This is a genomic window from Algoriphagus sp. AGSA1, assembly GCF_021390545.1.
Lineage (GTDB): Bacteria > Bacteroidota > Bacteroidia > Cytophagales > Cyclobacteriaceae > Algoriphagus.
On sequence record NZ_JAJUWR010000001.1, the window covers coordinates 1 to 25954 of the forward strand.

General features: G+C 41.3%; 19 protein-coding genes. 16 read left to right on the forward strand and 3 right to left on the reverse strand.

Annotated elements, in window-relative coordinates:
* The first annotated feature begins 274 nt into the window (after positions 1–274).
* From LZF95_RS00005 to LZF95_RS00040, 8 genes are all read left to right on the forward strand, one after another.
* Entirely contained in the window at positions 275–1300 is a 1026-nt protein-coding gene (locus LZF95_RS00005; RefSeq protein WP_233752854.1) for a S41 family peptidase, read from the forward strand.
* Positions 1301–1526: 226 nt separating this feature from the next.
* Entirely contained in the window at positions 1527–1886 is a 360-nt protein-coding gene (locus tag LZF95_RS00010) for a cupin domain-containing protein (protein WP_233752855.1), read from the forward strand.
* A gap of 1025 nt (positions 1887–2911) precedes the next feature.
* Entirely contained in the window at positions 2912–4483 is a 1572-nt protein-coding gene (locus tag LZF95_RS00015) for an SIR2 family protein (protein ID WP_233752856.1), read from the forward strand.
* Between the two features lie 45 nt (positions 4484–4528).
* Positions 4529–6403 (forward strand): ATP-dependent endonuclease, encoded by a 1875-nt coding sequence (locus tag LZF95_RS00020; protein ID WP_233752857.1) that lies wholly within the window; start codon positions 4529–4531, stop codon positions 6401–6403.
* Between the two features lie 285 nt (positions 6404–6688).
* A complete protein-coding gene (locus tag LZF95_RS00025) occupies positions 6689–7582 on the forward strand; it encodes a hypothetical protein (RefSeq protein WP_233752858.1) in 894 nt (297 codons plus the stop codon).
* Positions 7583–8017: 435 nt separating this feature from the next.
* Complete coding sequence (locus LZF95_RS00030) at positions 8018–10021, forward strand: ATP-binding protein (RefSeq protein WP_233752862.1); 2004 nt, start codon at positions 8018–8020, stop codon at positions 10019–10021.
* Positions 10022–10182: 161 nt separating this feature from the next.
* Positions 10183–11493 (forward strand): SIR2 family protein, encoded by a 1311-nt coding sequence (locus tag LZF95_RS00035; RefSeq protein WP_233752864.1) that lies wholly within the window; start codon positions 10183–10185, stop codon positions 11491–11493.
* Complete coding sequence (locus tag LZF95_RS00040) at positions 11486–13561, forward strand: ATP-binding protein (RefSeq protein WP_233752865.1); 2076 nt, start codon at positions 11486–11488, stop codon at positions 13559–13561. The genes LZF95_RS00035 and LZF95_RS00040 overlap by 8 nt, the downstream gene beginning before the upstream one ends.
* A gap of 104 nt (positions 13562–13665) precedes the next feature.
* Here LZF95_RS00040 and LZF95_RS00045 read toward each other — a convergent pair whose 3' ends face one another.
* Positions 13666–14067 (reverse strand): hypothetical protein, encoded by a 402-nt coding sequence (locus LZF95_RS00045; RefSeq protein WP_233752866.1) that lies wholly within the window; start codon positions 14065–14067, stop codon positions 13666–13668.
* A 341-nt stretch (positions 14068–14408) separates the two neighbouring features.
* On the opposite strand from LZF95_RS00045, the gene LZF95_RS00050 reads away from it, so the two are divergent.
* From LZF95_RS00050 to LZF95_RS00065, 4 genes are all read left to right on the forward strand, one after another.
* Positions 14409–14615: a hypothetical protein gene (locus LZF95_RS00050; RefSeq protein ID WP_233752868.1), complete on the forward strand. Its 207-nt coding sequence runs from the start codon at positions 14409–14411 to the stop codon at positions 14613–14615.
* Between the two features lie 447 nt (positions 14616–15062).
* Positions 15063–16793 (forward strand): hypothetical protein, encoded by a 1731-nt coding sequence (locus tag LZF95_RS00055; protein WP_233752869.1) that lies wholly within the window; start codon positions 15063–15065, stop codon positions 16791–16793.
* Complete coding sequence (locus LZF95_RS00060; RefSeq protein WP_233752870.1) at positions 16790–19981, forward strand: SusC/RagA family TonB-linked outer membrane protein; 3192 nt, start codon at positions 16790–16792, stop codon at positions 19979–19981. Before LZF95_RS00055 ends, LZF95_RS00060 begins: the two co-directional genes overlap by 4 nt.
* 119 nt (positions 19982–20100) lie before the next feature.
* Entirely contained in the window at positions 20101–21423 is a 1323-nt protein-coding gene (locus LZF95_RS00065) for a RagB/SusD family nutrient uptake outer membrane protein (RefSeq protein WP_233752871.1), read from the forward strand.
* A 51-nt stretch (positions 21424–21474) separates the two neighbouring features.
* Here LZF95_RS00065 and LZF95_RS00070 read toward each other — a convergent pair whose 3' ends face one another.
* Positions 21475–21747 (reverse strand): hypothetical protein, encoded by a 273-nt coding sequence (locus tag LZF95_RS00070; RefSeq protein ID WP_233752872.1) that lies wholly within the window; start codon positions 21745–21747, stop codon positions 21475–21477.
* Between the two features lie 424 nt (positions 21748–22171).
* Between LZF95_RS00070 and LZF95_RS00075 the strand changes: the two genes are divergently transcribed.
* A complete protein-coding gene (locus tag LZF95_RS00075) occupies positions 22172–22771 on the forward strand; it encodes a hypothetical protein (protein WP_233752873.1) in 600 nt (199 codons plus the stop codon).
* Between the two features lie 113 nt (positions 22772–22884).
* Positions 22885–23013 (forward strand): hypothetical protein, encoded by a 129-nt coding sequence (locus LZF95_RS27530; RefSeq protein WP_262912202.1) that lies wholly within the window; start codon positions 22885–22887, stop codon positions 23011–23013.
* 1079 nt (positions 23014–24092) lie between these two features.
* Here LZF95_RS27530 and LZF95_RS00080 read toward each other — a convergent pair.
* Entirely contained in the window at positions 24093–24320 is a 228-nt protein-coding gene (locus LZF95_RS00080; protein WP_233752874.1) for a hypothetical protein, read from the reverse strand.
* A gap of 222 nt (positions 24321–24542) precedes the next feature.
* On the opposite strand from LZF95_RS00080, the gene LZF95_RS00085 reads away from it, so the two are divergent.
* Together LZF95_RS00085 and LZF95_RS00090 are read left to right on the forward strand one after the other, a co-directional pair.
* The gene (locus LZF95_RS00085; RefSeq protein ID WP_233752875.1) at positions 24543–24779 is read left to right on the forward strand and encodes a hypothetical protein; all 237 of its coding nucleotides are present in this window, start codon (positions 24543–24545) and stop codon (positions 24777–24779) included.
* Between the two features lie 238 nt (positions 24780–25017).
* Complete coding sequence (locus LZF95_RS00090) at positions 25018–25368, forward strand: hypothetical protein (RefSeq protein WP_233752876.1); 351 nt, start codon at positions 25018–25020, stop codon at positions 25366–25368.
* Positions 25369–25954 lie beyond the last annotated feature (586 nt).

Here is a 25954-nt window from a genome sequence, read left to right on the forward strand (position 1 = left end):
TGCTACATTAGAACAGGCAGTCTGGATGAGGTTTTCCTTTTTTTTTCATGATTGATAAGAGTTAATAAATGATCTAAAAAGTTACCTCTTTCTGGCTGCTCTTGAAACTACCGCAGGTTTAGTGCAACACCGGCTATAGTTCACTGCTACGTATTTTTACTTTCGGAAAAACTACGCATCCGTGAATGGTTGGTGTTTATTTATTAACTTTATTGCTTAACCAACGCAGCAAACCATAGCCGAGGAACGTTATATGCAATAAAAACAAACAAATATGATCAATCTCAAACCTGCATTTTTAATTGTTTTCTCTTTTCTATGGGCTTTCCAAAATCTGGAATTAGTCGCACAAACGGAAGAACTGAAATTGAGCAAAGAAGAAATCTCGATTACGGTTGATTCTATCAATAGTAAACTTCGTAGCAATTATGTATTTCCAGAAGTTGCCGACAAAATGTTACAAATACTTAAAAAAAAATTGAAAGATGGCAAGTACAATTCCTTAACTGATCCCACTGAACTTACTCGTCAACTTACCAGTGATCTTCAGTCAATTAGTAAAGATAAACACTTGATTGTTGTTTTCAATCCTTCGGTAATCGCACGTGAACTGTCATTAACAGATGAAGACAGGGCAAATGAAGAAGCCGAATGGGTCAAAGAGTTGCAGGAACACTTAAAAGGCGACAATTATGGATTTAGGGAAATCAAAATTATGGAAGGCAATGTTGGATATATTAACCTAAGAGAATTTGTAGACCCAAAATATGGTGGCGAAACATTATCAACTGCAATGCATTTTTTAAGCAATACAAATGCAATTATTGTTGATCTCCGTGAAAATGATGGAGGTTCACCTTGGATGGTGCAGTTGCTTGCAAGCTACTTCTTTTCTTCCGAACCTGTACACCTATCTGATCACTACAATCGTCCAAAAAACGAACTAACCCAATCCTGGACATTACCCTACGTGCCAGGGATTCGTAGACCTGATGTGGATTTATACATCCTGACCAGCAACAAGACTTTTTCAGCAGCCGAGGCGTTCAGTTACCTACTAAAGTGCCTTAATCGTGCTACTATCATAGGAGAATCTACTGCTGGTGGAGCACATCTCACTGGATCAGTTATAGCAACTGACAAATTCTATGTCAGGATACCACAAGGCAGACCGACAAGTCCAGTGACAAATGGAAACTGGGAAGGAACTGGTGTAACCCCACACATTATAGTTAATGCTGAACAGGCATTGGAAATTGCTCATGCAAAGGCACGTGAAAAACTTGACGGTGATAAATAAAGCGTATAACATCAGCTAAGAAAGCATGGGGTGAACAGTGTTTTCCGCAAGGTTTGTTCTCCGTAGCAACTTTTCGTTTCGGTTGACAGGTAATCGCTCCGAAATACCCCACGCTTCTTAGCTGCGGCACGTTGAGCGTTATTTTCGAAAACCAAACAGTAACTGACATACAACCAAACGGATAAGAAAGTAAATACTCAATTTTGGCAAACTTAAAGACAACAAAATGGAAAAAGTAAACCTTGGACAGAAATTTCAACTTTTTACTGAACATTGGTCGCCCAAAATAGTAGGCGAACTCAATGGACAGCACGTAAAACTTGCCAAACTCAAAGGCGAGTTTGTTTGGCACAAACACGACCACGAAGACGAACTCTTTTTTGTCGTAAAGGGGCATTTCAAAATGGAGTATAGAGATAGAACAGTAATTGTAAATGAAAATGAATTTTTGATAGTGCCAAAAGGTGTAGAACACAAACCCGTAGCAGACAAAGAAGTATGGGTTATGCTTTTTGAACCTGCAACAACTTTGAACACAGGCGACACAGAAAACGAATTGACAAAACACATATTGGACAGAATATAAAAACAAACGTATAGTGAGTAGGTAAAGGGGAGTCTCACCCCTAAACCTCTCACAGAACTCCCGATAGCTATCGGGATGAACCTCTGGATTACGGCTCTTATTATGCAGTCGGTTAATAGTCCATTATGTTAAACTAATTTGTGCCGGAGTCCGCAGTGATAGAAAAGGTTTGGATAAGAGACATTAACTGTCTATGCCATTTTACTGTTTTAGCGGACATTTTCGACAATCGCTAACTATAATCCCACGGCTGAGATACCTAAACCTCTGAGTCCGATAAATCAACTGATAGTATTTGCCAGATAGGAAAAAGACCCAAACCAATCGACCACATTGCAGATCCAGAACAGGATCCAATGCTCCTCTTTCTGTTTTTATCTGCAAAATGGCACAGAAAGATGCAGGTAATTCTGCTGACCAACCAGAAAAGACCGCAATTTCTTCACATTTCCCGCAATTTCCCCAAAAAATACCCTGTATAGGGTATGTGCTGGTATCATTTTTTTCCTTTTCTTGCCATTGTTCTTTATCGCCTGAGGCTCTCAAGTACCGAGACCGACAGGGTCCGGGAACTACGCCAACTTTTATAGCACCTATCCGGGCTTAAATCCGGAGAATTTCCCAAGCCAGTGGAAGCACTAGCTTGAAAGATACAATCTCACAATCGCCTCCTCTTTAAGGAGGAGGTAGGGAGGAGGTAGAACACCCATCTGGGCTTAAATCCGGAAACCCACTTAATTCTGAAGCAGATAGTAAAATGATAGCAGAGTCGATCATCCCGATGCGAAGCGTATCGGGAAGGATAGGAGGAGGTAGAGAAACCAATTGCAAAGTGATAAGAATATCAAGGTGGAATTACAAATCCCACCCAGTTACTACGATAATCCGACTACGCCCAGGTGGGGTGTTGGCCTGTCAGACTTTGTGCTTAACCGAAAGTTTTGTGCTTCAAAATCAATTTTCCATTTACTAACCGTTAGCTGTAATTGCATAGAACCTCGGAAATCAAATTTTAGTTAGAATTTATGTTTATAGAAAATTTTACGAAACACATTTCGGCGTTTTCAACGTCACCTTTTCTTTTTATTGGCTCTGGTTTTTCTAGACGCTATTTAGGTTTACCTACTTGGGAACTGTTATTAATGGAGTTATGTGAAGATCTGAAATTGAACAAACCTTACAATTATTATAAATCTAATGCGGATTCAAAACTGCCTAAAATAGCAACTATTATTGGAGAAGAATTTAATGATGTCTGGTGGAGCAGCTCAGACTATGGAGAAAGCAGAGATGCATTTGAAGCATTGGCGACCACCAAGTTTTCACCCCTCAAATATGAAGTTGCAAAAAAGATAGATTCAAAAACAGACTTGATTAAAGACGAATTACTTGAACGAGAATTAAAACTCCTGAAGAAAACAAACATTGATGGAGTTATAACAACTAATTGGGATCAATTATTGGAGAGAACGTTTGCTGACTTCAACAAGTTTGTAGGCCAAGAAGAGCTAATTTTTTCCGAACTGTACTCAATTGGAGAAATCTACAAAATTCATGGATGCGCTTCAAAGCCAAACTCTTTAGTTATAACAGATGAAGATTATCATAACTATGAAGAAAGGAACGAATACTTAGCAGCTAAACTGTTGACAATATTTATTGAAAATCCAATAGTCTTTATCGGTTACAGCCTAGATGATAAAAATATTCAGTCTATTTTAAAATCTATTATTAAATGCTTAACCAAAGAGAAAATTGGTAAACTTAAAGATAGATTAATTTTCTGTCAATGGAGCTCTGAACCTGTGGAACCATCAATTATAGATAGTACATTGCTTATTTCTGAAACAGTAATACCAATTAAACTTGTCACTTTACATGACTTCATCGATCTTTTTACCATCCTAGCAAACAACAAGCGAAAACTGCCAATCAAAATCTTACGCCAAATGAAAGGTATGGTGTATGATTTTGTAAAATCAAATACATCAAAGTCAAAGATTTATGTTACTGACAATCTGGAAGATCTCGAAAATTTTCATGACGCTGAATTTGTATATGGGGTTGGATTAAAGGATAAATTTGCTGCAGTAGGTATTAAAGGAATAGAATTAAAAGACGTTCTTTCAGATGCAATCGTCAGTAGAAACTGGGATCCTGTCCAAATTTCGCAATTGTGTCTTCCATTTCTACTTGGGAAGTATATACCTTATTTTAAACATTTACGCAATGCAGGATTTCTAAATGAAAATGATCTCATAGACGAAAATATTGATGTTGTAGAGTTTTCACCTAATTTTATTAAAAAGGTTAATGAGGTTACTCGTGAGAGCTTTTTACCAGCTGCAAGCTATATTCGAAAGAGAGATGAGATTAATAAATTGTATTCTTCATTTAATGAGCTTAAAGAAGATGCAAATCCTTTGCATATACTAATGTATACCCCCCTCTTAAGTGAAGAAAAGATAAATACTGACGATTTGTGTACATATTTGGAAGAAAATATTGATTTGCTAGAAAACAGCTCTTTAGGAACTCATTTCAGAAAATTGATTTGCTTATACGATTTCCTGTTATATAAGAGCAACCACAGCTAATATTACGAACTGATGTTATAGGCAATACAAAAAGACCGACACAATATGAAAATAGAAGTAATAGATACATTTAAATCAGTAGGGCAATTTACTTGGGATAATATACCTTCCTTATCAATTATCACTGGACTTAATGGTGCAGGGAAATCACAATTGTTGGAATTAATTAGGACTAAGCCTGACATCGTTCAAACAGACGACAATATTATTTATAAACCTGAAGACATTACTTTTTGGAATTCAGATGGTGGGAGATTTCCCAATTCGAATAGTTTCCAGATCTATGATTTAGTTGCTTTTGCCGCAACATTAAGAGATTATGCTGATCCGTTAAAAAAAATATTACAAGAGAATGCTAGAAATAGTCTTCAATTTAAAGGTCAAGATCAACAAATGCAGCAAGCCTTTTCAAGGCTCAATATAAATGTGAAGGGAAGGGAAGACGAATTAATAAAAGCCATTGAAATACGCTCAGGAAAAGCTTTTGTTAATATGGGGTTTGAAGAAGTTATGTATCATTTTCCAGAGCATTTATTTCTTGATTCAGATAACATAAGCAATGACAGAATTGAAACTCTCTTTTATATGTATCATTTCAGAAAATCTATGGATATAAAGTTTGGAAATGATGTTGCTGACTATCAAACACCGCCATGGGAACTTTTAAATCAAGTTTTTGAAATATCAAATTTACCTTTCGAAATTGACAATCCTACGCATATTCCGATTGACTTTGATGTAAAGAACTTAAATACCTATATTAAGCCAGAGCCAAAATATGCGTATTCAATAAAATTAAAGCATAAATTACTAAATAAAACTATTGATTTTAAGGATATATCTAGCGGCGAAAAAACAATTATGTCGTTAGCATTCTTGCATTATTATGCACAAAATAAAAAATCATATAAAAAATTACTGCTCCTAGACGAACCTGACGCTCATTTACACCCATCACTTACAAAACAATTTCTTGAAGTGGTAAACAAGTTTTTAATCAAACAGTATGGAGCTAAGGTTATTATGACAACACATTCTCCCTCAACAATAGGATTATGCGATGAAGAATCTATTTTCATAATGAGTAAAGATCCGACAAAAATTGAAAAACAAACACGTTCAAATTCAATCAATTATCTAACGAGTGGCGTCCCTACATTAAGTTCAATCGTCGACAATAGGAGATATGTGTTAGTCGAGGATAAGGACGATGTTAGTTTTTATACAAGATTATATAACTTATTCAGTAAAGAAATTAGTAGCGAAATTTCATTAGTGTTTATTCCTGTAAGCGCTAAAAAACTTAACAAATCAGGCGGTTGCACTGTAGTTAGAGAATGGACTAGAAAATTGAGAGTAGAGGGTGAGATGAATTTAGCAAAAGGAATAATAGATAGAGATAAAAGCAATTCTCCGACAGACGGTATTTCTGTTTTAAAGCGATATAGCATTGAAAACTACTTTTTAGACCCATTAATTATTGCTGGTTATCTTATTCATAATGGAATGGTTTCAAAAATTGATTCTATTGAATTCCCAAATAAGAACTGTAATAGGATAGAAGCCCTTGACGATGCAGACCTACAAAAAGTAGCTGATCATGTTATTGACAAAGTTCAAACAAATTTCACTGCAACCGTTGATAGTTTAAATACTGGACGGGCCTCAGACAACGTCATTTCAGATAATGTATTATCAGCAAATGAATTAACCCGAGTTACAGTTGAACTGAAAAATGGGAAATGTTTAAATTATCCTAAGTGGTTAATTGACAGAAGAGGACACGATTTAGAGGATATATTTAGAACACTATTTTCAAATGGCAAGGCATTTGGGATTGTACCCTTACTTGATATAATAGAAAGACTACCAGATTATTTTGCAAAGGACTTTATAACAACACTAAATGACACACTATAAAAAATTCCATACTACTAAAAACAAGGTTTTCGTTGCGTTCGTACCTCGAAAAATGAAGTCTCTGCTGTAAGAAGCATTTGGGATGCTTTTTTTCATTCCTCTCACTCATCTTGTTTGAGCATTGGAGATTGCTTCAACCTAAAGTACTTTTAGTACTAAGCGATTTATAAACATGAAGAGCTCCCGCAGTGGCGGGACAGGCTGTGCGAGGTGAGAGTCTCACGCACGGTTCTGTGGGAAGGTGAGGATGCAATTCCCTTGCCTAATCTGATTAGCAGCCATTATATGACCTACCACAACGACATAACAGTCGAAGAAGATTTTGACGATATGGAAGACATAAATTTTTCAGAGTTAAGCACTCTTGACTTAACGACAATTGACGAAAATGTTTCTTACAACATATTTGAAGACAATTTTCCTCAATGTACTATAACTCGACTTGGCGACAAATTACTTATTAGAATAGAGGAACACATTTATACAAAATATTGGTTTCATAAATATCACGCTTCTGTTTTTGCGACTGCAATGATGAAAGCTATAAAAAGACTTCGACTTGAAGGCGTCCCATTCTCTGACGAAGAACTTGACGAGGACGATGAAGTGCATGTTTTTATTAGATGGACACTGACCGAACCTTCAATCATTAGCAGTAAGACTTTATCAGAGAACATAAATCTTGCGTTTGACAGCGTTTTTGAACGTGCTAACTCAATGCTTGAAAATTCAGACAGCGTTTTAATACTTGGTAAAGACACAGGCGAAGGACTTGACTTACTAAAGCATATTCAAACACACCTTGATAATTTAGGCTTCTACACATACATAATAAAAGAGCAACCAGACATCATCGGCGAAAGTGTGATGCAAAAGGTTTTACGTTTTGGACTTTCATCAAGGTTTGTAATAATTGAAAACAGCGAACCGACTGGACACCTGTATGAATTTCCACACATCACAAAATTTGCAGAGTTGACTTCAATCGTCTTACAAAGACAAGGCGAAGGTTCAACTTGGATGTTTGAAGACCTTTACCATAGACTGCGAAACATCAAAAAGTTTGAATACACTAATGATACATTGGAAGAACAAATAAATATCGGAATCGAGTGGGCAAACACTTATTTGGGGAGCTTTAGCAAATTCCAAAAAGATAGATTGCCGTGGTTTAAATGAATAAAAATAACTAACAGCTTCGCGTTCGTTGCGCATGTAACACGAATAATGAAAGCGAAGCTGCTTGTAACCTGAGAGGTTCTTATGGCGATTGAGTCAGGTTTTGAATCGCTATGAAATAAATGACCAATTGCTAATTGGATAGAATATTAGGGTCGAATTGCAAATTCCACCCAGTCATCATGACGATTTGTCTACTCCGAGGGGTAAAAGATCTTAAAGTGATAATTGACAGATGGATAGGTGTGGAATAATTGTATTAAAATATTCTTTGACAGATCATGACAATGATAAGCTATAAATTTGGTGACCTTACACGGCATACTGATCTTTACTATTATTTAAATGTAGACCTATTGAAATTAAATTGATAATTATGAATCACTGCTCTATCTTGTATTTATGAAAAGGAAGTTTACCGTCAATTCGAGATTATTGAAAGAGGTTATTCCTAACCAGATAACCACATTCTCCGCTTTTACAGAGCTGATTAACAATTCCCTTCAAGCAAAAGCAAAAAATATCTGGATTGATTTGGATTACACAAAAGAAGAAGAAGTTTATCCACACTTTGCAAAAACTATATCTATTAAGGATGACGGTATTGGAGTTCATAGTAAAGAGCTTGAATTTAAAACGTTAGATATTGCTACTGGGAACAAAAAAGGAGGCAAGGGAATTGGAAGGTTCTGTGCTTTCCAAATCGGTAAAAGGTTTTTGATTGAAACGGTTGGGTTTGACCAAGTGGATAAAAATTTTAGTTTCTCAAGAATACCCTTATCTGTTGATAGTATCACAAAATTTAGTAGGCTTGGGGAGATCGAATTTGATACTCATGAGGAAATTTTGAATGGGGATAATCATAAAACATCGTATAAAGTAGTTATAGATGATTTGTATGATCGGGAGCACTCTGAAAAAAATAAAAGGCTTACACAGCAATTCCTTCCTTCCAAGTTAGGAGAAGCAATTTTTGAAAGATATCCCCTGCATGTATTTAATTCGAAAGTAACTTTTATTTTGAATGGTAAAAGGCTCGAAAAAGAGGATTTTATCATTGGTTCTCCAGAAAAAATTCTTAAGACATACTTGAATGAAAAAGGGGAGTCAATTAAAGTTTTTTTTAATTTTTTGAGAGTAAAATCAGTGGAAGATATCAGAGTGTTTTTGACAGTTAAAAATGCAGGAATTGATACCGTAGCTAATAGTTTTAAATTTGATGCAACCTGGCTAAGCCCAAAAATAGGCGGCTGGTATATTTATGTAGATTCAAATGTTCTTACTTCTGATAATTACAGGAATGTTGATTTGGATGGATTAGACAGTGAGCTTTCTAATTTTAAATCATTTATAAAGGATTCTCTTAATGAATTTTTTAAGGAAAAGAATAAAGAATTCGACAACTTTACGGACAAACTTCAGAATGACGACTATTATCCTTATAAAATAAAAGAAGCATCATCTAAATCAAAGGAAATGCTTTTTAATAAGCTAGCTTACCTAGTTGAGGATAAATATCATATTCTTAACAATCAGGAAAAACTGCGCGAAATTATTTATCCTCTAATTGACAGGACGATTTCGAATGGAGAATTAGAAGATATCCTTAAAGAGGTTCTTCATCTTGATAGCAAGATGATTACAAAATTTAGTGCACTTCTTAAGAAAACTAACCTGGGTGATGTAATAGAGTTTTCCGAAAAAGTTGCTGCCAAACAGCAAGAGCTCGAGTTTTTGGAGAAAATAGTGTATTCTGAAATAAGTTCATGTATTAAAGAACGCAAACAATTGCATAAGTATTTGGAGAAGATGCTGTGGATTTTCGGAGAGCAATATTTAGAAGCCACTAGATTATTGTCTGATAAGGGTTTGGAAAATAACCTGAAAGAACTTCGTGATAGATTCATGAAATATAAAGCATCGGAAGATGAGGATAATGTATCGAGAGTTGATAATAAAAAAATTCGTTCAATAACTGACTTGTTTCTTTACAGTGAAAGAGTGCTTGATGAGTCTAAGAGAGAAGTTTTGATTGTAGAATTAAAAGCTCCTAAGGTTAAAATCAGTAATAAAGAACTAGATCAGGTTAAACGTTATGCCCAAGAAATTGAGGAATCAAGTGGAATCCCAAGTTCTATAAAATTTAAAATAATTCTTGTTAGTTCTGATATTAATAGAAGAGCATTAAGTGAAATTAAAGGCTTTCAAGCCAATTCCAAAAGTGAAGATCCATACTTGTATTGGAAAAACGAAGCTGGATATGTTGAGATTCATGTTCTAAAATGGTCGGACATTCTTGAAAAGACAAAGCGAAAGCTTAATTATTTGTCCAGTATATTAAAAACCAAAGATGTAGATGTTCAGCAAAAGTCAAAGGATGATTTTGCTGATATCGAAGTAATTAAGGTAAGATCTTCCTTAAAAAAAATAGCATCTTAATAAGTATGATCCATGCCCTTAAGTTAGTGGAAAACATGGTTTTATTTGGATTAAATTACAAACCTAGCCCAGAGCTACGAGAGATTTGATTACGCAGGTCGGTGGTTGATTAATGGTAGAACAAGAGTTAGTTTATAAGAGCAAACAAAAATAAAATTTACATGGAAGAGTCTACTTCTTGGATTGGAAAAAACATTGTAAAACTTAGAGAATACAAAGTTCCAACTGAAATTGAAGAACCAGATGAAATAAAATTTAGAGATCAAATTGAGCCTTGGTTAACCGCTCTTTGTCAAAGTGAACATTTATCCTTGCTCACAGGAGCAGGAATATCCTCAGCCGTCCACTTTTTGGCAAAAGGTTCGGCTGGCGCAGGTATGTCAGAGCTTAACCTCTCAGTTTACAAGGAAGAGATATCAAAAAAATCTAAAGAATCGTCAGAGAAAGCAGGAAGAGGAGCCGAGCCTAATATTGAAGATCAAATCCGTACTATCAATGATCTAATAAAAGGTCTTGATGTTTACCTTTGCAATGCATCAGAAGAAGAGAATGAAGATTTTTTTGCCAGTTTCAATACTCTCAAGAAAGAACTAGAAACTGGAATTAAAGAATTCGCTAATAACGTATTGTCTGCGGAATACAACATTGTAACATCCTCGAATGAGGAACCTGCAGAATATCTGATGAACTTCCTTTTAAGCTTTGCCAGCAGAATTGCTACCCGAGAGCGACTTAATCTTTTTACTATCAATTATGATAGAGTATTGGAGTTTGGAGCTGAATTGGCAGGACTTCACTTGGTAGATCGGTTTGTTGGTAGTATTTCTCCGATTTTCCGTTCCTCAAGACTTAATATAGATTTACACTATAACCCACCTGGTATTAGAGGTGAACCGAGATACCTCGAAGGGGTAGTAAATTTCACCAAACTTCATGGGTCATTGGATTGGTCTGAAAGAGAAGGTATCGTTAAGAGATTTGCTTTACCGTACGGTGCAAAGGATATAACCTTATATAACAATGACGGTGGTAGTTTAATGATTTACCCAAACTCTTCAAAAGATCGAGAAACATCAGAATACCCTTATGTTGAACTGTTTCGTGATTTTGCTGGCTCGGTAATAAGACCAAACTCAACCATCGTAACTTATGGCTACAGCTTTGGGGATGATCATATTAATCGTGTTTTAATGGATATGCTTACGATTCCATCAACACATTTGGTTATTATTGCTTATGATGATGCTGGAGACCGAGTTCAAAACTTTTACAAAAAGGCAAAACGACCTGTACAAATTACATTGCTTTTAGGAAATCACTTTGGTAATCTAAAAACTCTGGTAGATCATTACTTACCAAAACCGGCTATTGACAGAACCACATACAAAATGGCTGATTTACTAAAAGCCAGAGGGGCGGCTTCTAAACCTGCTGAAGCAAAACCCGAGGAAAAACCTGAAGACCATGAGTAGAACACCTGTAGAAAATCATGCTGACTTACGAATTGGAGTGGTAGAATTCATTGCACCAGATGAAATTAAGATTCAACTTGATATTGAGGCACCTGACGGAATTGCTGCAAATGCTGGAGTTCCGAGAGAGTTTCCTCGAATAAATAGTTATGTATTGATTCCCAATGAGGGTGGTCACATTGTTTGTCAAGTTGAGTGGATCAATATTGAACGTTCCCCATTTCCTAAGAGAAAAGGCTATCAAGACTATGGTTTAATTGATTTACCATTCCCTATACGTAAAATGAAGGTGGCTCCTTTGGGTATTTTGAAGATGACTTCGGGTGAGAAATTTAGATTTCAGCGAGGAGTTCATTCATTTCCAAGCATTGGTTCACCGGTGCTGATTCCAACAGATTTACAACTCATGTCAATTGTTGAATCTGGATCAAACAGGAGAGTGTATATTGGTAACAGCCCACTTACTGCGAACGCTCAGGTTAAAATTGATCCTGATCGGTTATTTGGAAGACATCTTGCAGTGTTAGGAAACACAGGAAGTGGTAAATCCTGCACTGTTGCAGGTTTGATGCAATGGTCTTTAGAAGCAACTGAGCAAGGAGAGAATGCAAATGCTAGATTTATTATTCTTGACCCAAACGGTGAATATACAAAAGTTTTTGGTGCTAACGCAAAAGTTCTAAAAGTAGGTGGGGAAGATGAGGATAGTTTAGAAGTACCTCTCTGGCTTTGGAATAGTGAAGAGTGGCGTGCATTTACACAAGCAAAGTCTGGTGCTCAACTACCACTCTTGAAACGCGCATTAAGGTCTATGAGAAATGGAGAGCTTGAGTTTCAATCTGACCAAAATTTGAAAGCAAAGAAGTTTGTCGGTATAATGCTTCAATCTACTGTGGCCAGTGAGAATAAAGGAGAGCCATTTCAGGGATTTCCACATAACAAGAATTTCACGGAAAGACTGATCATCTGGAAAAGGTCATTGGAATCTTTCAACTTAGAGACTGATCCTTTGGGATCTTTGATGGAGCGGATTGAAGTACTTATTGAAGGTCACAAAGCTGAACAAAGCAATGGCTGGGTTAACTATTCTGAATATACGGTAGAGGAAATTGAAATTCTAATAGAAGAAACAAGGGAAACCTATGTTGGCCTTGGTGGTGGTGATAGCGAGCTTTTTCCTAAAAATGAAGATCTCCCGATTCCCTTTAGTGGAGATGTTTTTCTAAGCTATTTAGAAGCACTGGCTCAAGAAACAGGTAATGAACAGTACTTGGAATTCCTAATCGCCAGAATTAGAACACTCATTGGTGATTCTCGGATGGATTCCATAATTGGAGACAAAACAGAAAAAGAACTTGATAAATGGTTAGAGAAATATTTAGGAAAAAGCGAAAAAACTTCTGTTACAATAATCGATCTTTCCTTAGTGCCGTCCGAAATAGTTCATATTACCACTTCAGTAATATCAAGAATAGTTTTTGAAGCACTTCAACGGTATAGAAAGTTAAATAATAAAGTGCTTCCGTCCGTGCTTGTAATGGAGGAGGCTCATTCTTTTATTACCCGTTACAATGATAATACTGAAGGAAACAGCTCAGCGATTTGTACAAAGGCATTTGAAAAAATTGCTCGTGAAGGAAGAAAATTTGGACTTGGTCTTGTTCTTTCTTCTCAACGACCTTCTGAATTATCTCCAACTGTTTTGTCTCAATGTAATTCCTATATCTTACATCGTATCAGTAATGATCGAGACCAGGAATTAGTTGGAAGATTATTGCCAGATACTTTTCGAGGTTTACTTAGAGAGCTTCCTTCATTACCTTCTCAAAAGGCAATACTTCTTGGATGGGCTTCAGAATTACCAATTTTAATGAAAGTTCGAGATTTACCATTTGAACAACGTCCTCAATCAGATGACCCTGATTTTTGGGATGTATGGATTCGGAAAAACAGTAAGGGTGAAGTTGTGGAACGTAAAGTTGATTGGAAAAGGATTGCAAATGATTGGCAAGAAAATGACGCCGAGCGAGAAATAGACGACGAATTAGAAGACTTTGACCTTTTATAATATGAAATTCACCGAATCCCAACTCGAACAGGCATTTATCTCTCTTCTGCAAGCAAGCGCACGGATATTTCCATGTGAGTGGTGAGGAGATTCTAAGAGGGGATTTAGGTCTTTTGTCGTTTTCGGTTGTATTCAAGAATCTCTTCTTCAGTAAGAGGTTCAGTTTTGGTAATTACTGGAATTTTTTTGTTAATGCCATCATTATCTTTTTCCCATATTTTTTCTACTGTGATACGGACTAAATCATCTTTAAAAAAACCTTTAGGGGGTAAAAAGTCTTTTACATTGCACTTCAAGGCTTCGGCCGCAAGGTTTATTTGCCTGATGTTGTATTTAGCAGGCAAAGATGGATTTTCTATATTTCCAACTAATTTATCCGAGAATCCCATATCAACTGAAAGGGCACTTTGACCAATTTTTAAAAGTTCCCTTCTTTCGCGGATTTTCTTTGTCACATACAAATCAAGGGCGGACACAACACGTATTATTTTCTCATTTTCTTTCATTTATCAATGAAAGTTTAAATTGAGTCTATATCCACCTACTTATAATTAGGTTAGTTCAAATATTTTTATTATTATTGACTTAAATATTATGAGTTCGGTGGCAAAAGCTACCATTTGATTAATTTTGCGAATCTTCAAATAGCATTCGCACTTGTTTGTCTGAAACTGAAACCTAGGAAATTTCAAGTACACGAGACAATAAGTGAGGGTTGCTCACGCCATTGGCGTGGGCTCACTTATTCGTGTACGAGGTCTTCCTAGGTACCTAGTTTCGATATGTTGAGTCCCACGCCTCTTTTTTGGCAGGGTCTCAACTTGGACATAGCTATAACCCAAGTATCATGGAGCAGACCTTGATTTTTTCTGGATTGAGTAGCTTCCCGGGAGTAATATTCTGGAAGATGGATCTGTCTGAGCTTTTTTACATTGGGTCACATTGTTCATTACCTATCCCGATAGCTATCGGAACCTATTACATCCTTCCAGAGGTACAGGGCATTATCGCTTCAGATCGCCTGTATCCCCTGAAGCCCAAGAATCCGATTTGAGGGATTCATTTTTAAGACCGTGAAAGGGGAGGTGCACATCCCTGAGCAGATCGGTTACTGCATACGCACGTCAGCAAGCTCAGAATAGCCAGTAGAGCTGACACATTTCTTAGTATTCATTATTGCTGGTTGCTCGGTTGGAGCAAGGTGGAAAAACTATGTCTTGTAGGAAGTATCAAGTAGCAAGAGGGTAGAGGTTAGAGGCAAGAAGCTAGAGCCAAGAGGCAAGAAGCTAGAGTCAAGAGTCATGAATCAAGCGTTCGTGATAGTGCTTTCAGCTTTGAGCTCTCGCACTTCCCTTCTGAACACTGAGACTGCCTACTGCGACTGAGATTTCTCCTCGTACCTCGTCGAAATGACCTGAAGACTGCGACTGCCTACTGACCACTTTCTTCCGTCTTCCGCCTGCCCGCCGTGGCGGGTCTTCCAGCTTAAAAATCTAAAAGCATGAAAAAAAACATACTCATCTGCTTAGTGGGACTGCTATGTCTTCCCACAAGCACACTACTGGCACAAGTTGCTGATTCACCCGGGGCGGATTTTCTTCATAGGTCACGCCCCACCGTCCCGCATGGATTGCGGGACACCCATCGGGGCGGGGAGACTCGCTCCGATACTCTCCCGGATGATGTTAGTTTGGTTGATCACTCCGGACAAGGGCAGGAGAGCGAAGGCTCTTCTGCCCAATCGGAGGGATTGCTCTACCTGGAAATAGCCTCCCCCAATCTACCGGATACGCTTTGGCTTACCTACTGGGAGCACATGCTCAGTGACGATCCCGAGGTTACTCCCGGAATAACTCTGCCACTGATCGGGCAGAAAGGAACTTTCTTCGAGGGAAGTGCGGTCACCAAGGTTTTCTTATGGGAGCTGTCACAGGATGTGGAACACGGCTATTTATCGATAGCCAATGGTAAGGAAGAATTGGCAAAACATTGGAGTTTCTCCGCCGGAGACCGGGTCAGGATTAGGGTTGACCTGAATCGTGGCAATATCCTGTTCGGAGGCCCATCCGCCGATTTCTACCGTACCCAATACCTGCTGGACCAGGCTTTCAGCGAAGAGCAATTCAATTCAGATCCCATCCTGATCGCAAGCCGGAGCGAAGGGCTCTTTGCCGATTCCGCCTCCAGTGCAGCTTACCGCAAAGCACACAGCCAGCCGGAAGATCTTCATGTACGGATAAAGGTGCTCGTGCCCAAAGAAAACGGCTGGGATCACCTGGCAGCTTATCTGAAAACCCCTGCACTCGAGCATCCCGCTTGGAAGGTGCTGAACTCCCAAAGACAATTACTATCAGCTGAGGAATACGCTGTATTGGAAGCCAGAATAACCGGTGAGGTCCTCACTACTGCGGACAAAAGGGCGGAAATGATCGCTGAGCTACTGAGCAAGGAGAGTGAAAAGGGAGACGACTTTCTTGCTTGGGCATCTGGGCTTGAGTTACATGATACCAGCACTTCCCATCCCCGCCTGATCCAAGGTCTGACACGACTGGAAGTGATAAGGGCTAAGCTCACAGGGGAAAACGTGATGGATAATTTCCTTTCCTATTCACCACACATCCGGGATGAGCTTATCGGGTATTATCTGCTCAGCAACCACAACAGGCTCAATGAACAACAGGCACAGCTCTTTCGGTGGGGGATCAGCCGGGTCGAAACTCCGTGGATCAGGGAAAAGCTGGAAAGCCTCAGGGAGATCAAGTCAGGTCTGTTTGTTTCAGACGGATTGGTGGACCCACAGGGTGTTGCTGTGGATTTGACGGACTTTGAAGGAAAGACAATTTTGATCCATTACTGGATATCCGGCTGCAAGTTCTGCATAGATGACTACAGGGCAATACTACGGCCTTTGGAAGACTTGTTGGAGAATAATCCCGACATCCTCCTGGTCACCATCAATGCGGACTCGGGAAGGGATTCCTGGGTGAAAAGCCTGTCCACCGGAGACTATACCTCAGACCGCTTTCTAAACCTGAAAGCTGAAAGAGGAGGCCCGGTACTCTCCAGGTATTCCATCCATTCCTTTCCCCAGAAAATGATCATCGGACCCGAATCCAATGTCCGGATGCAATCCCTTGACCGGATAGCGCCGGAAAAACTTGAGGTCATTCTCGACAGCATTCAGTCAGCATCCCCACTTTCCCATCTCTCCACCAAGACCTTACTACCATGAAATATATACTGATCACTTTGTTTGCCTGGGTTCTTTTGAGCGTACAGGCACATGCAATGCAGCAGGAAAATGCCAGTCTCACCGGTACCGTAGTTGGTCCCGATAGGCTTTCACTTCCCGGAGCTATGGTTTATTTGGTAGGTACAGACTACCGTACCATCACTGATGAAAATGGTGCGTTCACGCTGAATGCGCCTCAGGGGGACTACGAGCTCTCGGTGTCCTACATCGGTATGGAATCCATACGGGTGGAGATTAGCCTTCCCCGGGCTGAAGTATTGGAGCTACTATTAAAACACTCCGAGACCGAACTCAATACCGTGGAAATCGTGTCCACCGGCTATCAGGAACTTCCCAAGGAACGTTCGACAGGATCCTTCGCCCACCTGGACAGCCAGTTGGTACAGCGAAGGGTAAGTACTTCGGTACTGGACCGATTGGAAGACGTGACGCCCGGGCTGGTGTTTAACCGCGGCATTCATGCCACCAACGAGCCCATCACGATCCGGGGCAGGAGCACGATCAACGCGGATACCTCACCGCTGATCATCGTGGATAATTTCCCCTATGACGGACCGTTGGAAAACATCAACCCCAATGATGTAGCCTCCATCACCGTACTGAAGGACGCCGCTGCAGCCTCCATCTGGGGCGCAAGGGCCGGGAATGGGGTGATCGTAATCACTACGGTAAGGGGGCAGACCGATCAGCCCATGAAGGTCAGTCTCAACTCCAATGTGACGCTTACCGAGCACCGGGATCTGTACTATGCGCCCAATATGAACATTTCTGATTTTATAGGAATAGAGGAGCAGCTGTTTCACGCAAACTTCTACAGAACCCAGGAAAATAATGCAAACAAGCCCCAGCTTTCTCCGGTGGTGGAAACGCTGATTGCGCTGAGGGATGGGCAAATTACCCAACAGCAAGCTGATGAATCTATGGCCTTGTATAGGCAGTCGGATGTCAGAAGAGATATAAGAGACTATTACTTACAGCCTGGGATCAACCAGCAATATGCGCTTGCAGTTACCGGGGGAAGTGCAAAGCATGCGTATCAGGTATCGCTGGGCTATGACCAGATCCGTCCGGATGTGGTGGGTAACAGCAGTAACCGCTGGACGCTCGCCATGGGTGATCGCTGGAAGACAGCGGGAGATCGGTTGGAAGTCGGGCTCTCGGTAAACCTTGCCAATCAAAACACCCGTACAGGCACAGTGCTTCCGAATGCCTATGACTATGACCGGCTTGTGGATGAAAATGGAAACCCTCTTGCCATAGCCAGATCATACAGCACCAGGTACATTGCTTCAGTAGAAGATAGTGGGTTATTGGATTGGAGCTATGTGCCGCTAAAGGAAATCGGTAAACTTGACCATGGTAGCCAGTCCTATGATTTGAGAGTGAGTCCTTCGCTCCAATATTCAATCACCCCTGACCTGAAGGTGGGCATCTTCTATCAGTATTGGAAAAACGTAAGGAATTCCAGAAACAGGGATCCTTTGGAGCTCTTTGTGACCCGCGACCGCATCAATAAGGTAGTCCAGGTGGATGGGGATGAGTATATCTTTCCTGTTCCTATTGGGGATATCATGGATGTGTCGCAATCCGATACCTATTCCCATACCTTCCGCCCCCAACTGACTTATGCGAAAGAATGGCAGGGGAAGCATTTTCTAAACGGGATTGCAGGACTGGAGGTGAGGGATCTTCAGGGACTGGATTGGTCCAGCCGATACTATGGATACCGTGATGATATGGGACTGAGTGTTCCCGTGGATATGGTGAATAGATATCCCTATTTCTTTAATCCCGGCGTGCAGGGGAACATTCCTTCCGGGGATTCCCATGGGGGCAAAGTAGATCGCTTTGTGTCTTATTATGCCAATCTGGGCTATGATCTGAAGCATCGGTATTTTCTTACCCTGAGCGCCAGAAAGGATCAGGCCAATATTTTCGGTGTAGATGCCAATATGCGGGGAGTTCCGCTTTGGTCCATGGGAGCAGGATGGATTATTTCTGAGGAGAAATTTGCACAGCATCCCAAAATGCCCTTTATAAAACTCAGGGCAACGTATGGGTTCAGTGGAAATGTGGATAAACGACTGTCTTCTGAAGTCACCGCCTCTTACGTGAGCTTTGTTCCAGGAGGTGTTTTGCCACAGTTAACCATTGCTGCCATCGGCAACCCGCCGAATCCGGAACTGAGTTGGGAGAAAATCAGGACGACGAATCTGGCATTGGATGTAGAAACCCAAAATGGATTTTTGGCGGCGTCATTTGAATATTATTTCAAAGATTCTAAGGATCTATTAGGGGAGTATTCAGTTACTGCTGCTACCGGTTTGAGAAGTTATACGGGGAATTTTGCAGAAAGCCAGGTGCGTGGTGCAGACCTTACCTTGTCTTTCAGATGGTTCAGAAGGGATTTTTCCTGGACTTCCAACTTTATCTACAGTGGATTAAAAGAAAAAGTAACAGATTTTGAGAAGTTGCCGACCGTCAATAACCTGCTGAGCATTGCCAATACAGGGATGCCGTATCCAAAAGTGGGTCGTCCCTTGTACGGAATATATTCCTACGAGTGGGCCGGTTTGGATCCTGCTACCGGTGATCCCAGAGGCTTTGTGGACGGAGAGCCTAGCAGCGATTATTTGGCGATTACACGGGAAGCTACCATCGATAATCTGCAGTATCACGGTCCAGCGAGGCCTACTGGATTTGGTGCCATCAGAAATGATTTTTCATACAAAGGCTTCTCCTTATCCATCAACGTTTCCTATCGTTTTGGATATTATTACAGGAGAAACTCAATCAATTATTATACGCTTCTGCGGGGAACGATGGGGCATGGTGATTTCGATAGGAGATGGCAGCAACCGGGAGATGAGACCTGGACCCAGATTCCTTCCTTGCCGGAAACGGCGGATACGCGAAGGAACAACTTCTACAGTAACTCAGGGGCTTTGGTGGCAAAAGGAGACCATATCCGGCTAAATGATGTGCGTTTTTCCTACAGCATAAGCCAGGCTAAGTTCTCGGCCATGCCATTCAAGTCAGCGGAAATCTATGCCTACGCCAATAATCTGGGGATTATCTGGAAAGCTTCAAAGGATGACTTTGATCCCGACTTCAGGACTTCCAGGCCCCTGAGATCCATTGCCATGGGGATACGGTTGGACTTCTAAAATTTAAACGGGGAAAAGAAGATGACTCTTCTCCGCATGGGTAGCGGGTATATTCTGCCTTATCCAGAGAGGTAATGCCTGCTGCCCATTTTTCCTTCACTTTCTAAACACTAATCAAAATGAAAAAATACATCATAAGATTTCTCAATGGAGTTCTTCTCCTAAGCTTGGTTTCCTGTCAGGACTACCTCGAAGAGAAGCCTTTGAAAGATATCCTAGTACCATCTACGCCGGAAGATGTCCGCGCGCTACTGGATAATTACCCGAGATTAAATTTTAACTCTTTGGCAACGTTCCTGATTTCGGACGATTGGGAAATATCTTCTCAAAAATGGAATACCATGAACCCTTGGGAGCAAAATGCCTACTTATGGCAGAAAGAAGTATTCGAGCCTACTCAGCGATCTGTGGATTATAATGCTATCCATATGAAGATTTTCTATTCCCATATTTGTATGGATATTTTGGCTAAGCAAGAAAATCATTCGAGTCCAGAGTTTTCTTATCTGAAAGGAGAAGCGTTGGCATTAAGGGGAAGAGCGCTCTTTGAGTTGGCTGAGCTGTTTTTGCCTAGCCCCAAAAGTGACTTGAAAGATCAGATCAAGATACCTGTAAATTTGGAATCGGATATCAATGCGACTTTGGCAAGACTAGGGATTTTAGAGGTACTGGGCATGGTAAAGCAGGATTTGGAAATGGCATTTACACTTCTTCCAGAGAAACAGCTCTACAAAACAAGGCCTGACAAAGCCACCGTAAAAGCCTATCTTGCTAGGGTATATTTGTATGAGGAAAATTGGGAAGAGACATCTAGCGCAGCTGCTTATGTAGTAGAGCACAGCGAGGAATTGTTGGACTATAAAGCCTTGGATGCCTCATTGGCATATCCCTTTATGTTATTCAATAAGGAGACTGTATTTTACAGCGTAACGAGTAGTTATTCGGTGACGGCAAGTCCCGAATCCTTTATCAATCCAGAGCTCTATCAATTATACGAGGAAAATGATAGGCGAAAGAATTTGTTTTTTAGGCTGGATAACGGAGGGAATCCATTGTACAAAGGCTCGCTGACAGGAAATTTGGAGCTTTTTACCGGGATAAGCCTACCGGAAATGTATCTGACAGCTGCTGAAGGTACCATCAGAACAGGTAATGTGGAAAATGGGTTAGCCTATCTGAACCAATTATGCGCTAATAGGTATGAAGATTTTGTGGAGTGGGAAGACCTAGGTGCGGAAGAAGCTTTGGAAGTGGTATTACTTGAGCGAAGAAAAGAGCAGGTATTCAGGGGGACGCGATGGTTGGATATGAAGAGGTTTTGGTATTTAAGCCAGGAGTTGAAAAATGAACGTGAGATACATGGCGAGCTATATTCCCTGACATCCGAAGAACAGTTTATATGGCAGGTGCCACCATACGAAATCGAATTGGAGGGAAGATAAAAAAAGAACCCGGGCTCAGGAAACCCGGGTTCTTACCAATTTGCAATCAATTTATTCCTCAATAGGAGTAAGACTGATATTTACGAATTTTCGATCTTCCTGGTTAGGGAGAGGACTTCCTTCAATGGCGTCAAAAAGACAATTTTGCTCTTCTTGACTATCACACTGGTAACTGCCTGGAGGAGTGTCTTCATCCACTAGGTACCAGTAGGTGCCATCAGTTCCGTACATAGGATCTTCCTCTTTTGGAGAAGTAAAAGCAACTGCCGCAAAGGCAGCTACTATAAAGGTTAGTAGGGGCAATTTGCCCTCTAGATTCTTCATATAGTATCCTGTTTTTTAACACATCAAAAACAGGTGAAACCGTTTAGTGTCTCCGGCGCAAGGCCACTGGCTGCTTACCGGAAGTGGTTAAAGCGCCTACTCTGTTCAGGGTTTTCGGCATCGCCCTTTTTTATCCGTCCAGATGCGGCTGTATTCCCTTTCTGACAGCCTGGGGAATGACGGATGTACAGCCCCGGAATACTCCATGTAACTGATCAAAGTACTCCGGAGATGATGGATTGAACTTACTGTACTGATCTAAAAAATGCAAATCACTGAGCCTGATCCGGTTATCTAACTACCTGTTTTGTTAACGAGGGTTATGAAAATAAGGATTAGACGCTTATCTTATTGGTAGTTAAATAAATGTAGTACTGAGGATTTTGCAGGAGCTTCCGGCAGATTCCATTGATGCGGAGTAGATATGGTTTGTGACACGAAAATTAAATTAGGCATAATAAACTATGCCAAACCACATGGGATATATGAAGAAAAGCTGTTTGCCCCACTGTTTGAGCTGTGTACCACCGTCACGTTTAGAAGAGGGGAACAAGTGAAGTTTATCAAAGAGGATGTATTATGCCTGATTTATTCAGGAGCTGTCCTGGGCAGACTGGAGATGGGGGACGGACATGTGGAGCAACATCTGCTGCGGAATGATCAGATTTTTTATACCGGCAATAAACTGGAGGGCATGCGGGAGCGGGTAGAATCCTCCTGGCAAGCCATACTGCCCTGCGAAGTGATTTATATCCCCCTTGCCGTTATCCAGCGTATGGCCCGCTCCGAACCCGGGTACTGGCAAGGACTGATGCGGCACATTATAGCCAGCGATATGGCCCAGAGCCAGCTCTACCATGAGGTACACCGTCAGCCCACCCTGGTAGATAAGCTGGATGTGCTGCTCAGGCATGATGAAAGGCTGCTGGATATCAAGCAGGTGTATCTGGCATCCTATCTGCTCGTCACGGCTCCTTCCTTCAGCCGGGTCCTGAAAGAGTGGGACCGAAGAAACCTGCCTTAGGAAGAACGCCGGGATCTGTTTTTTTTGGCGCTGTGTCCCAGATGGTAGGAGCCGCAGTAAGGGCAGCGGTAGGTTTCCAGCAAGTATGAATCTGTGATGCTGTTCCTGATCTGATGGCGCTGGTTGTAGTCCAGGACATACCAGGCGATTTCCGGGGAGGGAAATCTTATCTTGCCCAGGCACATCGCGCGGATATGGAGAAGGGAAGGGGAGGATATGACCAGCGGCTTGTTCATGTGTAACGCATTGGGCATAAGTTACGGATAATGGGGCAGCCATGCTAGTTTGGTTATCAAAATGGGGATTAGATAACCATATCCTTTTTTTGTTAATTGTTAGACGTTAAGTTGTTAACTGTTTAGTCTACCTGCTGTTCGAGATTACTAGTTGGCGCAAGTCTCATGACTTGTGCCTACGTCAATGCAGTCTTCAGACTGCAGTGGTTAAATAACCTTACAATCACTGCAAGGCAGTCAGGAGACTGCAGTATTTTAAGTCCAAGTCTGAAGACTTGAACCAGACTAAGATGACGCAAGGTCTCTCCGCAAGCTTCAGTGCCAATGAGATTAGATAACTGATTAGGTTGACTGTTGAGGTTTAGGTCTAGAATTGGTATCCTCGGTCTGTGTCTCCACAGACCGAAATGTTAGTGGTCTGTGGAGACACGGACCAAGGTGAGGGGACTGGGACTGGTAAGTAGATGATTTCCGAAATAATGCCGTAGGCATGAACGATCTTTTAGCCAGCCATTTCAATGGCTGGAAATAAAGTGTTGAAGAATCTCCATAAATGCCGTAGGCATGACCGATATTTATTAATGTCAATCCTGTTATAGATTGGATTTTCCGCTATGAACATCATGTATGGTGCTGAATAGCTATCGTGCGTCCCTCTGGGACTCTTTGAATGTATATTTCCATCAAAAAGTCCAGCCATTGAAATGGCTGGCAATAATATGAATCGTCCTTACAGGACTTAGTTGGCGCAAGTCATACTGAACGAATGCAGGTTCCTCCGCAAACTTCAGTGCCAATGACGCAACCATACCTCATTAATTCCCTCCTGCTTTAGCTGGAGGTCAATACCCACCGGCAGATGTTTTCCGGCTTTAGCCACATCATACTGTGCTGTTCGAAATTTGCAATCCGCGACTCCTAGCCGTAGGATTTCTAATCCGACAATTCACAGACTCTAATGACCTCCTCGGGACAAGCCTTGGTCTTATCACTATACCTCATGTCCGAGGCAATGGCCTTTTGGTCTTTTTTGACCTAGGGTTACGCCCTTCGTCCCTCAGGTCTCCAGCCTAGGCTATTACAAGTCAACCTGTTGGGGTTCTCCTAATTTTCCAATTTATCAATCCGCCCCGGCGGACTAGTTCTTCAAATCTTCCAATCATAATCCTCATCTTTCTCAATTCATTTCTGCCTACTGTGACTGGATACTGTGACTCCCATCTCATTCCCCACACCGTCACTCCAATAAATCCTCTTTTCCATCCTCCTGCATTAGCTCCCGTTTCCAGATGATAATCCTGCGCAGGAGGCAATGGCCTTTTTGACTTTTTTTTACGCCGGGTTAAAACCCGCCGCTATAAAATCTGCCATGCCTACGGCATTGATCCGTTTCCACAGAATTTTGAAGCCCAGGGTAAGGAGGTACGACGCAACCCTGGGCTACCCACAAGGCCTACCTACGGCAGGCTTGCTAGCTACAAACCCTTACATATAGAAGTATACTAGGAATTTGTTTTAGAAGTCAAAGTAGTACTGTGAAGCAAGCCAAGATAATTAATCAATTAGCAGATTATTATGTTCTTAGGGCGGGGAGGGATGACGCAGCAGCGAGCCAGGCGGCAGGCTTGCGGGTAGAAGCTTTGCTGGCGTCTTGGCCTTTTGGTTCTTTTGGGCTAAGCCAAAAGAACGGGAGAGAAAGAACCTCAACACTATCGATACGGGCTAATAGTGAAATTGAAGCTAGGTTTGCCAGTTTCAATTTCTCCGTATAGACTTAGTGCTACTCCTCGGACCGCACCCTCTTTTCCAAAAAAAAAACTGCTCCGAGGACAATTGGATTGAACATTCTTTACCCCGGGTTTCGCCCGCTCACTTCGTATCGCTCGCTTACCCGGGGCTATTAAGAGTTTTACCCCTTCAGGGTAACTTTTTATTCAAAATATCCAGTGCAATCCGTCCGTGAGGACACGGACTTCGGCGGGAAATGTTTTTAAGATGCTGCTATGAGTAGTGGTAACCAGTAAAAACAGGATTATTAGTCAAATAGCAGATGGCTCTGTTTTTAGGGCGGGGAGGGATGACGCAGCAGCAGTCTTGTCCACCGCAGGAGGAAGCCAGGCGGCTGGCCTGCGGGGAGAAGCTTTGCTGGCGTCTTGGCCTTTTGCCTGCCCGACGTGGCGGGGTTCTTTTGGGCTAAGCCAAAAGAACAAGAAAAAATACTTGCCCTTGGCTATTCAGGCAAATAGTGAAATTGAAGCCAAACTCTCAATTTCTCCTTTTGGATCTTGGTGCTACTCCTCAGACCACACCTTCTTTTCCAAAAAATCCCCCTGCTCCGAGGACAATTGGATTGACCAATAGTCACCCCGGGTTTCGCCCGCTCACTTCGTATCGCTCGCTTACCCGGGGCTATTAAGAGTTTTACCCTTTCAGGGTAACTTTCCATTCAAACTCTAGTTGGCGCAAGTCTTACTACCGACCAGGCCTACCTACGGCAGGCTTTTCCCATGGAAAATGCAGTCTGCTTATTGCCCTGCCCACTGCGACTGGAAACTGTGACTGCCCACTACACCAGCTCCCTAGATCCCCGCATGATACTTGGGGTTTTGTTTACATTTTCACCTTCCACCTTCCACCATTCACCTTTGACCTACCAGCCTTACAGAAACAGCTTCGGTCCCCCCGCAGTGCCGCTTAACAATTAACAATTAACAATTAACCCTTAACAATTAACCCTTAACCCTTAACATTTAACATTTAACCCAACCACAGAGATTTCTCCCTCCGCAGGCTACGGTCGAAATGACCCCTTCGACCTTTCACCTTCCACCTTCCAGCCATGCTGAGCCTGCTTCGGTCCCCCCGCAGTGCCGCTTAACAATTAACAATTAACAATTAACCCTTAACCCTTAACCCTTAACCCAACCACAGAGATTTCTCCCTCCGC

Excerpts from the sequence above, each read along its gene's own strand:
- LZF95_RS00070 (WP_233752872.1), bottom strand. The coding sequence starts at position 21,747 with ATGAAGAATCTAGAGGGCAAATTGCCCCTACTAACCTTTATAGTAGCT.
- LZF95_RS00035 (WP_233752864.1), top strand. The coding sequence starts at position 10,183 with ATGGAAGAGTCTACTTCTTGGATTGGAAAAAACATTGTAAAACTTAGA.
- LZF95_RS00050 (WP_233752868.1), top strand. The coding sequence starts at position 14,409 with ATGGAGCAGACCTTGATTTTTTCTGGATTGAGTAGCTTCCCGGGAGTA.
- LZF95_RS00075 (WP_233752873.1), top strand. The coding sequence starts at position 22,172 with ATGGTTTGTGACACGAAAATTAAATTAGGCATAATAAACTATGCCAAA.
- LZF95_RS00045 (WP_233752866.1), bottom strand. The coding sequence starts at position 14,067 with ATGAAAGAAAATGAGAAAATAATACGTGTTGTGTCCGCCCTTGATTTG.
- LZF95_RS00010 (WP_233752855.1), top strand. The coding sequence starts at position 1,527 with ATGGAAAAAGTAAACCTTGGACAGAAATTTCAACTTTTTACTGAACAT.
- LZF95_RS00040 (WP_233752865.1), top strand. The coding sequence starts at position 11,486 with ATGAGTAGAACACCTGTAGAAAATCATGCTGACTTACGAATTGGAGTG.
- LZF95_RS00060 (WP_233752870.1), top strand. The coding sequence starts at position 16,790 with ATGAAATATATACTGATCACTTTGTTTGCCTGGGTTCTTTTGAGCGTA.
- LZF95_RS00005 (WP_233752854.1), top strand. The coding sequence starts at position 275 with ATGATCAATCTCAAACCTGCATTTTTAATTGTTTTCTCTTTTCTATGG.
- LZF95_RS27530 (WP_262912202.1), top strand. The coding sequence starts at position 22,885 with ATGGCGCTGGTTGTAGTCCAGGACATACCAGGCGATTTCCGGGGAGGG.
- LZF95_RS00065 (WP_233752871.1), top strand. The coding sequence starts at position 20,101 with ATGAAAAAATACATCATAAGATTTCTCAATGGAGTTCTTCTCCTAAGC.
- LZF95_RS00020 (WP_233752857.1), top strand. The coding sequence starts at position 4,529 with ATGAAAATAGAAGTAATAGATACATTTAAATCAGTAGGGCAATTTACT.
- LZF95_RS00025 (WP_233752858.1), top strand. The coding sequence starts at position 6,689 with ATGACCTACCACAACGACATAACAGTCGAAGAAGATTTTGACGATATG.
- LZF95_RS00055 (WP_233752869.1), top strand. The coding sequence starts at position 15,063 with ATGAAAAAAAACATACTCATCTGCTTAGTGGGACTGCTATGTCTTCCC.
- LZF95_RS00015 (WP_233752856.1), top strand. The coding sequence starts at position 2,912 with ATGTTTATAGAAAATTTTACGAAACACATTTCGGCGTTTTCAACGTCA.